7 protein-coding genes are annotated in these 5,052 nt (G+C 55.5%); 6 read left to right on the top strand and 1 reads right to left on the bottom strand.

The genetic code is table 11. The features are described 5' to 3' along the window. The first annotated feature begins 399 nt into the window (after window positions 1-399). The 6 genes from FHD67_RS19875 (at window position 400) to FHD67_RS19850 (ending at window position 4,523) form a co-directional block, all read left to right on the top strand. The gene (locus tag FHD67_RS19875; RefSeq protein ID WP_139599816.1) at window positions 400-942 is read left to right on the top strand and encodes a winged helix-turn-helix transcriptional regulator; all 543 of its coding nucleotides are present in this window, start codon (window positions 400-402) and stop codon (window positions 940-942) included. Window positions 943-1,007: 65 nt separating this feature from the next. Beyond that, a complete protein-coding gene (locus tag FHD67_RS19870) occupies window positions 1,008-1,439 on the top strand; it encodes a hypothetical protein (protein ID WP_139599815.1) in 432 nt (143 codons plus the stop codon). Between the two features lie 274 nt (window positions 1,440-1,713). Then, window positions 1,714-2,907, top strand: a complete 1,194-nt coding sequence (locus FHD67_RS19865; RefSeq protein WP_139599814.1) for a flagellin — start codon at window positions 1,714-1,716, stop codon at window positions 2,905-2,907. Between the two features lie 65 nt (window positions 2,908-2,972). Continuing rightward, window positions 2,973-3,338 carry a flagellar biosynthesis regulator FlaF gene (gene flaF / locus FHD67_RS19860; RefSeq protein WP_176695230.1) on the top strand — a complete coding sequence of 122 codons (366 nt, stop codon included), beginning with the start codon at window positions 2,973-2,975 and terminating at the stop codon, window positions 3,336-3,338. Beyond that, complete coding sequence (flbT, locus tag FHD67_RS19855; RefSeq protein WP_139599812.1) at window positions 3,335-3,736, top strand: flagellar biosynthesis repressor FlbT; 402 nt, start codon at window positions 3,335-3,337, stop codon at window positions 3,734-3,736. Before flaF ends, flbT begins: the two co-directional genes overlap by 4 nt. 7 nt (window positions 3,737-3,743) lie before the next feature. Then, complete coding sequence (locus FHD67_RS19850; protein ID WP_139599811.1) at window positions 3,744-4,523, top strand: DUF1217 domain-containing protein; 780 nt, start codon at window positions 3,744-3,746, stop codon at window positions 4,521-4,523. 103 nt (window positions 4,524-4,626) lie between these two features. Here FHD67_RS19850 and FHD67_RS20650 read toward each other — a convergent pair. Next, window positions 4,627-5,052, bottom strand: a 426-nt coding sequence (locus FHD67_RS20650) for a hypothetical protein (protein ID WP_218062370.1), incomplete at its 5' end; no start/stop codon positions are given.

The following is a 5,052-nucleotide window of genomic DNA, read 5'->3' as shown; positions in this document are numbered from 1 at the left end:
TCCCCTTCTTGCCTGATCATCCCCATTCCCGCGGGGCGCCCGCCGAGGCGTCCCACCCCTGCCGAACGACAGTTCAACGTCAAAGCGCGCTGACAGGAAAAAACCGGGCCAGTCCGCGCCGGTCGGCGCTTGCTCCCCGGGGGCTGCTTCGCCCGACACGGCCCGTCCCGGTTCTTCCCTGTAGATCATTAGAAGGCGAAAAATTATATTGCTGAATTAAAAGGATTTTTTAATGGCACCTGCATCATCTAGATGATGCACCCCTGCATCATCTAGATGATGCAACCTGCCTCACTGGTTTTCAAATTTTGAAAGCAATGTTGACTTTCTTTTATTGATCGCAGACTTTCATAATTTGAAAGCGGGGGAGGCATCCTGCATCAATAAAGAGGTAGGGACATGACAAAGCTGCCAGAGAGAAAAACACGCGGAACTTGGGTCCAGACAGAGCGAGCAGCCCATGAAGAATGGGCTCAGTTGATCATCCGTGCTCCCAAAGCAGCTGCAGTCATGCATATCCTCACTGCGCGCATGGGCGACAATAATGCAGTGGTCATTTCACAGCGAGAGTTACAGACGGCAACCGGGATCTCACGCCCTACTGTCCAACGAGCACTTGCGACTCTTCGCGACGAAAACTGGATCGAGGTTTGGCAGGTTGGAGAAAGCGGAACAGTGAACGCTTACGTAGTTAACGATCGTGTTGCTTGGCATGGCTCTCGAGATGGTATTCGCCGAAGCTTGTTCACGGCCACAGTTGCTGTTTCAGAGGCCGAGCAGAAGAACACAAGCCGAATTGGCGACAGTACACCGCTGCACCGCATCCCTTCTGTGTTTCCAGGTGAAATGCAGCTACCCTCCGGCGAAGGCTTACCACCCGTTTCACAGCCGTTCTTTGATGGAATGGAGCCTGATCTGCCTGCTACGTTAGTTGAGGAATAGACAGCTCCCTACGTTTGCATGCAAAGTTTTGCGCAATCTGACAATGCAAAGGAACGCAAAGACCGATGCAATATAGCGCAAACCAAGCTGCGGAAGCTACAGGCAAGAACGTAGCGACCATCACACGAGCTATTAAATCGGGAAAACTCTCGGCCACTAAGGACACATCTGGGGCTTGGCAGATCGATGCGGCCGAACTGTCCCGCGTTTACCCTTTACGTAAGCAAAGTCTGCAAAACCTTACAATGCAAAATGACGCAAACCCTACGCAAAGGGATAAATTTACAGAAGCCAATACCTTGCGCGAAGAACTTGCGGCCTTGCGCGAGCGTGACAAGCTAAAAGATACACTACTGGAAAACTACGTTGCCCAGATGGCCGATCTAAAAGAGGACCGGGACAAGTGGCGACAGCAGGCCACCAACCTCCTTGCTAATCAGGAGGCAGAACTAGTTGTGCCGGCCCCTGTAAAGCGCCGCCGATGGTGGCCGTTCTAGCGCAGCTCCACCCTGTGGATGCCAGTTCTAGTCACTTCCTTAGCTAAAGGCGCTAGTCTCTCATATCTAAATAAATCTTTTAAAATCAGAAGTATTACAGAATTTTTTGTTAAGACTTCCTTGAGGTTTTGAGCGCATATTTCATGTGTTCAGAACGAACAGTGTCCTGCATCGCGCACAGCGTCACGACACAGGTCAGGATGACCATCACGGGGCCGCGTCAAAGGTGGCTTTAAACGGGCGCAAATGCGCCTTCATATGTATGGGAAATATCATGACCAGCATTCTGACGAACACCGGCGCCATGACTGCGCTGCAGACCCTGAAAACGATCAACAAGGACTTGGGCTCTGTTCAGGAGCAAATCGCAAGCGGCAAGAAGGTAGGCAACGCAAAAGACAACGCCGCCGTCTGGGCAGTTTCGAAAGTGATGGAAGCTGACGTTGCTGGGTTCAAGAAGATCTCCGAGGGTCTTGCTGTCGGCGGGTCCACCGTGGCCGTGGCGCGCAACGCCGCCGAGACGACGACCAAGCTGCTCACGCAGATGAAGGAGAGGATCGTTCAGGCAAACGATCCCGCTCAGGCCAACAACCTGACCAAAATCCAAGCTGACATTGCAGGGTTTCGCGACCAGATCGGCTCTGTTGTGGCAGCGGCGCAGTTTAACGGTGTCAACCTTGTCGGCGGTACGGGCAGCATCGAGGTCCTGGCCTCGCTCGACCGGACAGCCGGCGGCGTCACCGCCAGCAAGATCAACGTTTCGAATCAGGACCTCTCGTTCGCCGCTTATGCGCCAAAGGCCGCGTTTACCGGCACAACCGGTGCTTCTACCGCTGGGGATACTGCCGCGTTCACGATCGCTGGTGCGGCAAGCGCGAACCTGGTGATGACCAATGCGACCTATGCTGCAGGCGACAGCATCTCCGTCCGCATCGGCGACAAGACCGTTTCCCACACCTTCTCGGCGTCCGATGTCGCCGCGACTTCGCCCCAAGCGGCGGGTGCAACTGCGCTTCGGACTAAGATCGAAGCACTTGGCATTCCCGGCCTTACCGTTGGCTACGACTCCGCTGCGCCGGGCACGCTAGCGATCAACAACACCGGTGCCACTGATCTCTCGGTCAGCGCGCAGTTCAAGAACGTGGGCTCGGGCGGCCTGAGCGAGCTTACGGGCATCGACGTGACCAGCAACCTTGGAACCGCGCTGGCGTCGGTCGAGTCCGCCCTCCAGACCTCGATCAACGCGGCGGCTGCCTTTGGTACTGCGCAGAACCGGATCGAAACGCAATCCGACTTCGTCGGCAAGCTGAGCGATTCTCTAACGGCCGGCGTCGGCTCGATGGTCGATGCCGACATGGAAGAGGCTTCGGCCCGCCTGCAGGCGCTGCAGACGCAGCAGCAGCTGGGCATCCAGGCGCTGTCGATCGCTAACCAGGGTCCAGGCGCCGTGATGGCACTGTTCCGCTAATAAGACCTGCGGGCGCCTCAAGGCGCCCGCAACCCTCATGATCAGACCAGAACGGGAAAACGATCTTGAATGCAGTAACGCCTCTGAATGGCTATGGCCATCGATCCAGCGATCTTCGTACGTCTCGGGAGGCGGAATATGACATCTTTTCGCGTGTGACACGCATGTTGCGCCAGTCTGCGCGCAAAGCCGACAACAATGAAACAATTCAGGCCGTCCACAAGAATACGGAACTGTGGTCTATACTGGCCTTTGATTTGGTTCAGCCCGACAATGGCCTTCCAGATCATGTCAAGGCAGGATTAATTTCTTTGGCAGGTTTTGCGGTTCGCCATGGTCAGGCTGTGATAGCAGGTAATGCCACTACCGACCCGCTGATCGACATCAATCTTAGTATTATGCGCGGTCTTCGCGGCGAGGTTTCAGCATGAGCTTTCTTAATTTGCGTCTAGCCCCGAACGAGCGTGTCCTGATCAATGGCGCAGTCATTGAAAACGGTGACCGTCCTACTAAAATTGCTATTAGGACCCCTAACGTAAGGGTCCTACGTTTGCGCGATGCTATGCATCCAGACGATGCTAAAACCCCAGTTTCTATTGCTTGCTATACGGCTCAGATGATCCTGATGGGCGACATTGAGCCTGGAGAAGGGCATCGGCAACTACTTGTAGCAATCGAGCAGCTTAGCCAGGTATTTACCGACCATGACAGCCGTCAACTTTTAGCAGAAGCCACTGAAAAGGTAGCTGAGGACAAGATTTACGTGGTTATGCGTCGGTTGCGCGATCTGCTGCCTCGCGAAGCCAGGTTGTTCGCTTTCAATCAATGATGATTTCATGAGCGGTCCAATCTCCATTGGGGTCGGCGGGATCGCCGGCTGGAGGATTGTGCAGCGCAATGAGGCGCGGCAGATCCAGAGCCTTTCCAAAGATCCAATAGTTCAGCGCTCAACAACATATTTTCAAGATAATATTGCCCGCACCACCAAAGCCGAGGAGTTGGTCAAGGATTATCGGCTGCTTAGTACTGCCTTGTCTGCCTTTGGATTGGAGGCAGAAATTGCAAATAAAGCATTTATCCAGAAAGTTTTGGAATCTGACCTCACCGATAAAAAATCCTTAGTCAACAGGTTGGCCGACAAGCGTTACTTGAAAATGGCCGAAGCCTTTAGCTTTGGCTCTGCTAAACCGGCCGACAATTTGGGAGAAACTGTCAGTAAGGCTTTTGTGCAGCGTGAGTTCGAGCGCCGTATTGGGCAGGGTGATGAAACGCTGCGTTTTGCTTTAAATGCCCGGCGCGAGCTGCAAGAAATGAGAAACCGAGCCTCAAGCGACAAGACATTATGGTACGAGGTTTTGGGCAACCCACCAATGCGCAAGGTATTCGAAGGAGCTTTTGGTTTTGACAAAGCTTATGGAAGACTACCAATTGACCGACAGTACGAAGAATTTACCCGTGCTGCCGAGCGCACCCTTGGCAGTTCCAGCTTTAAGGACCTTTCTCAACCTGAGGCAATCGACCGGCTAGTACAAAACTATATGGTGCGCGCTCAGGTCAGCACGTCGCCAGCTCAAAACCGCTACAGTGCAGCACTGACGCTGTTAAGGAGAGGGTAAAGAAAACAGCCTTCGTTTAATGTCGATCGTCGGTCTTTGGATGTGACGCGCGAGATCATCTCCCCTTCCCCTCGGCCTCTAATCGCAGATGCGAAAGATGGCCTCACCACCCGTGATCGTGACCATCATCCCTTTCATGGGCACGGCGATCCTGCTCCTGCACGCGTTCCCGCGCTTCTCGCTCGGCGGCCTCGCGCTGCGCCTCCTGCCGGCGTTCGACCTCGAGATCGCGCGCCAGTCCCTCCGCAGCGGCCGACGCGCCGGGCGCTGCGGCGGCGAAGAAGTCTCCCCAGGCATCGGCAGGCGCGACCCGCTGCACCGCCTCACGCACCTGTTCCGCCGCCCGTTCCGCGACACGCTCCAGCCAGGCGCGGCCCTTCTCGGCCAGCTCCTGCGCCACGCGGGCCACCTCGACGGCCTGTTCCCTGATCTCCCGCCAGACCTGGACAGCCGCGACCTCGATGCCGCGCTCCTTGAGCTGCCACGCCCCGGCAGAAAGCTGCGGCAGGGGCTGACGGTCCAGCGAGAC

Origin of the sequence: Paracoccus haeundaensis (assembly GCF_006239215.1) — a bacterium.
GTDB classification, from domain to species: Bacteria; Pseudomonadota; Alphaproteobacteria; order Rhodobacterales; family Rhodobacteraceae; genus Paracoccus; species Paracoccus marcusii.
The sequence above is the reverse complement of the archived record's forward strand: the minus strand, read 5'-3'. Positions and strand labels throughout refer to the sequence as shown.

Bases quoted from the DNA above. Each gene is read 5' to 3' on its own strand.
- FHD67_RS19850 (WP_139599811.1), top strand. From the start codon at position 3,744: ATGAGCGGTCCAATCTCCATTGGGGTCGGCGGGATCGCCGGCTGGAGG.
- FHD67_RS19865 (WP_139599814.1), top strand. From the start codon at position 1,714: ATGACCAGCATTCTGACGAACACCGGCGCCATGACTGCGCTGCAGACC.
- FHD67_RS19870 (WP_139599815.1), top strand. From the start codon at position 1,008: ATGCAATATAGCGCAAACCAAGCTGCGGAAGCTACAGGCAAGAACGTA.
- FHD67_RS19875 (WP_139599816.1), top strand. From the start codon at position 400: ATGACAAAGCTGCCAGAGAGAAAAACACGCGGAACTTGGGTCCAGACA.
- flbT (WP_139599812.1), top strand. From the start codon at position 3,335: ATGAGCTTTCTTAATTTGCGTCTAGCCCCGAACGAGCGTGTCCTGATC.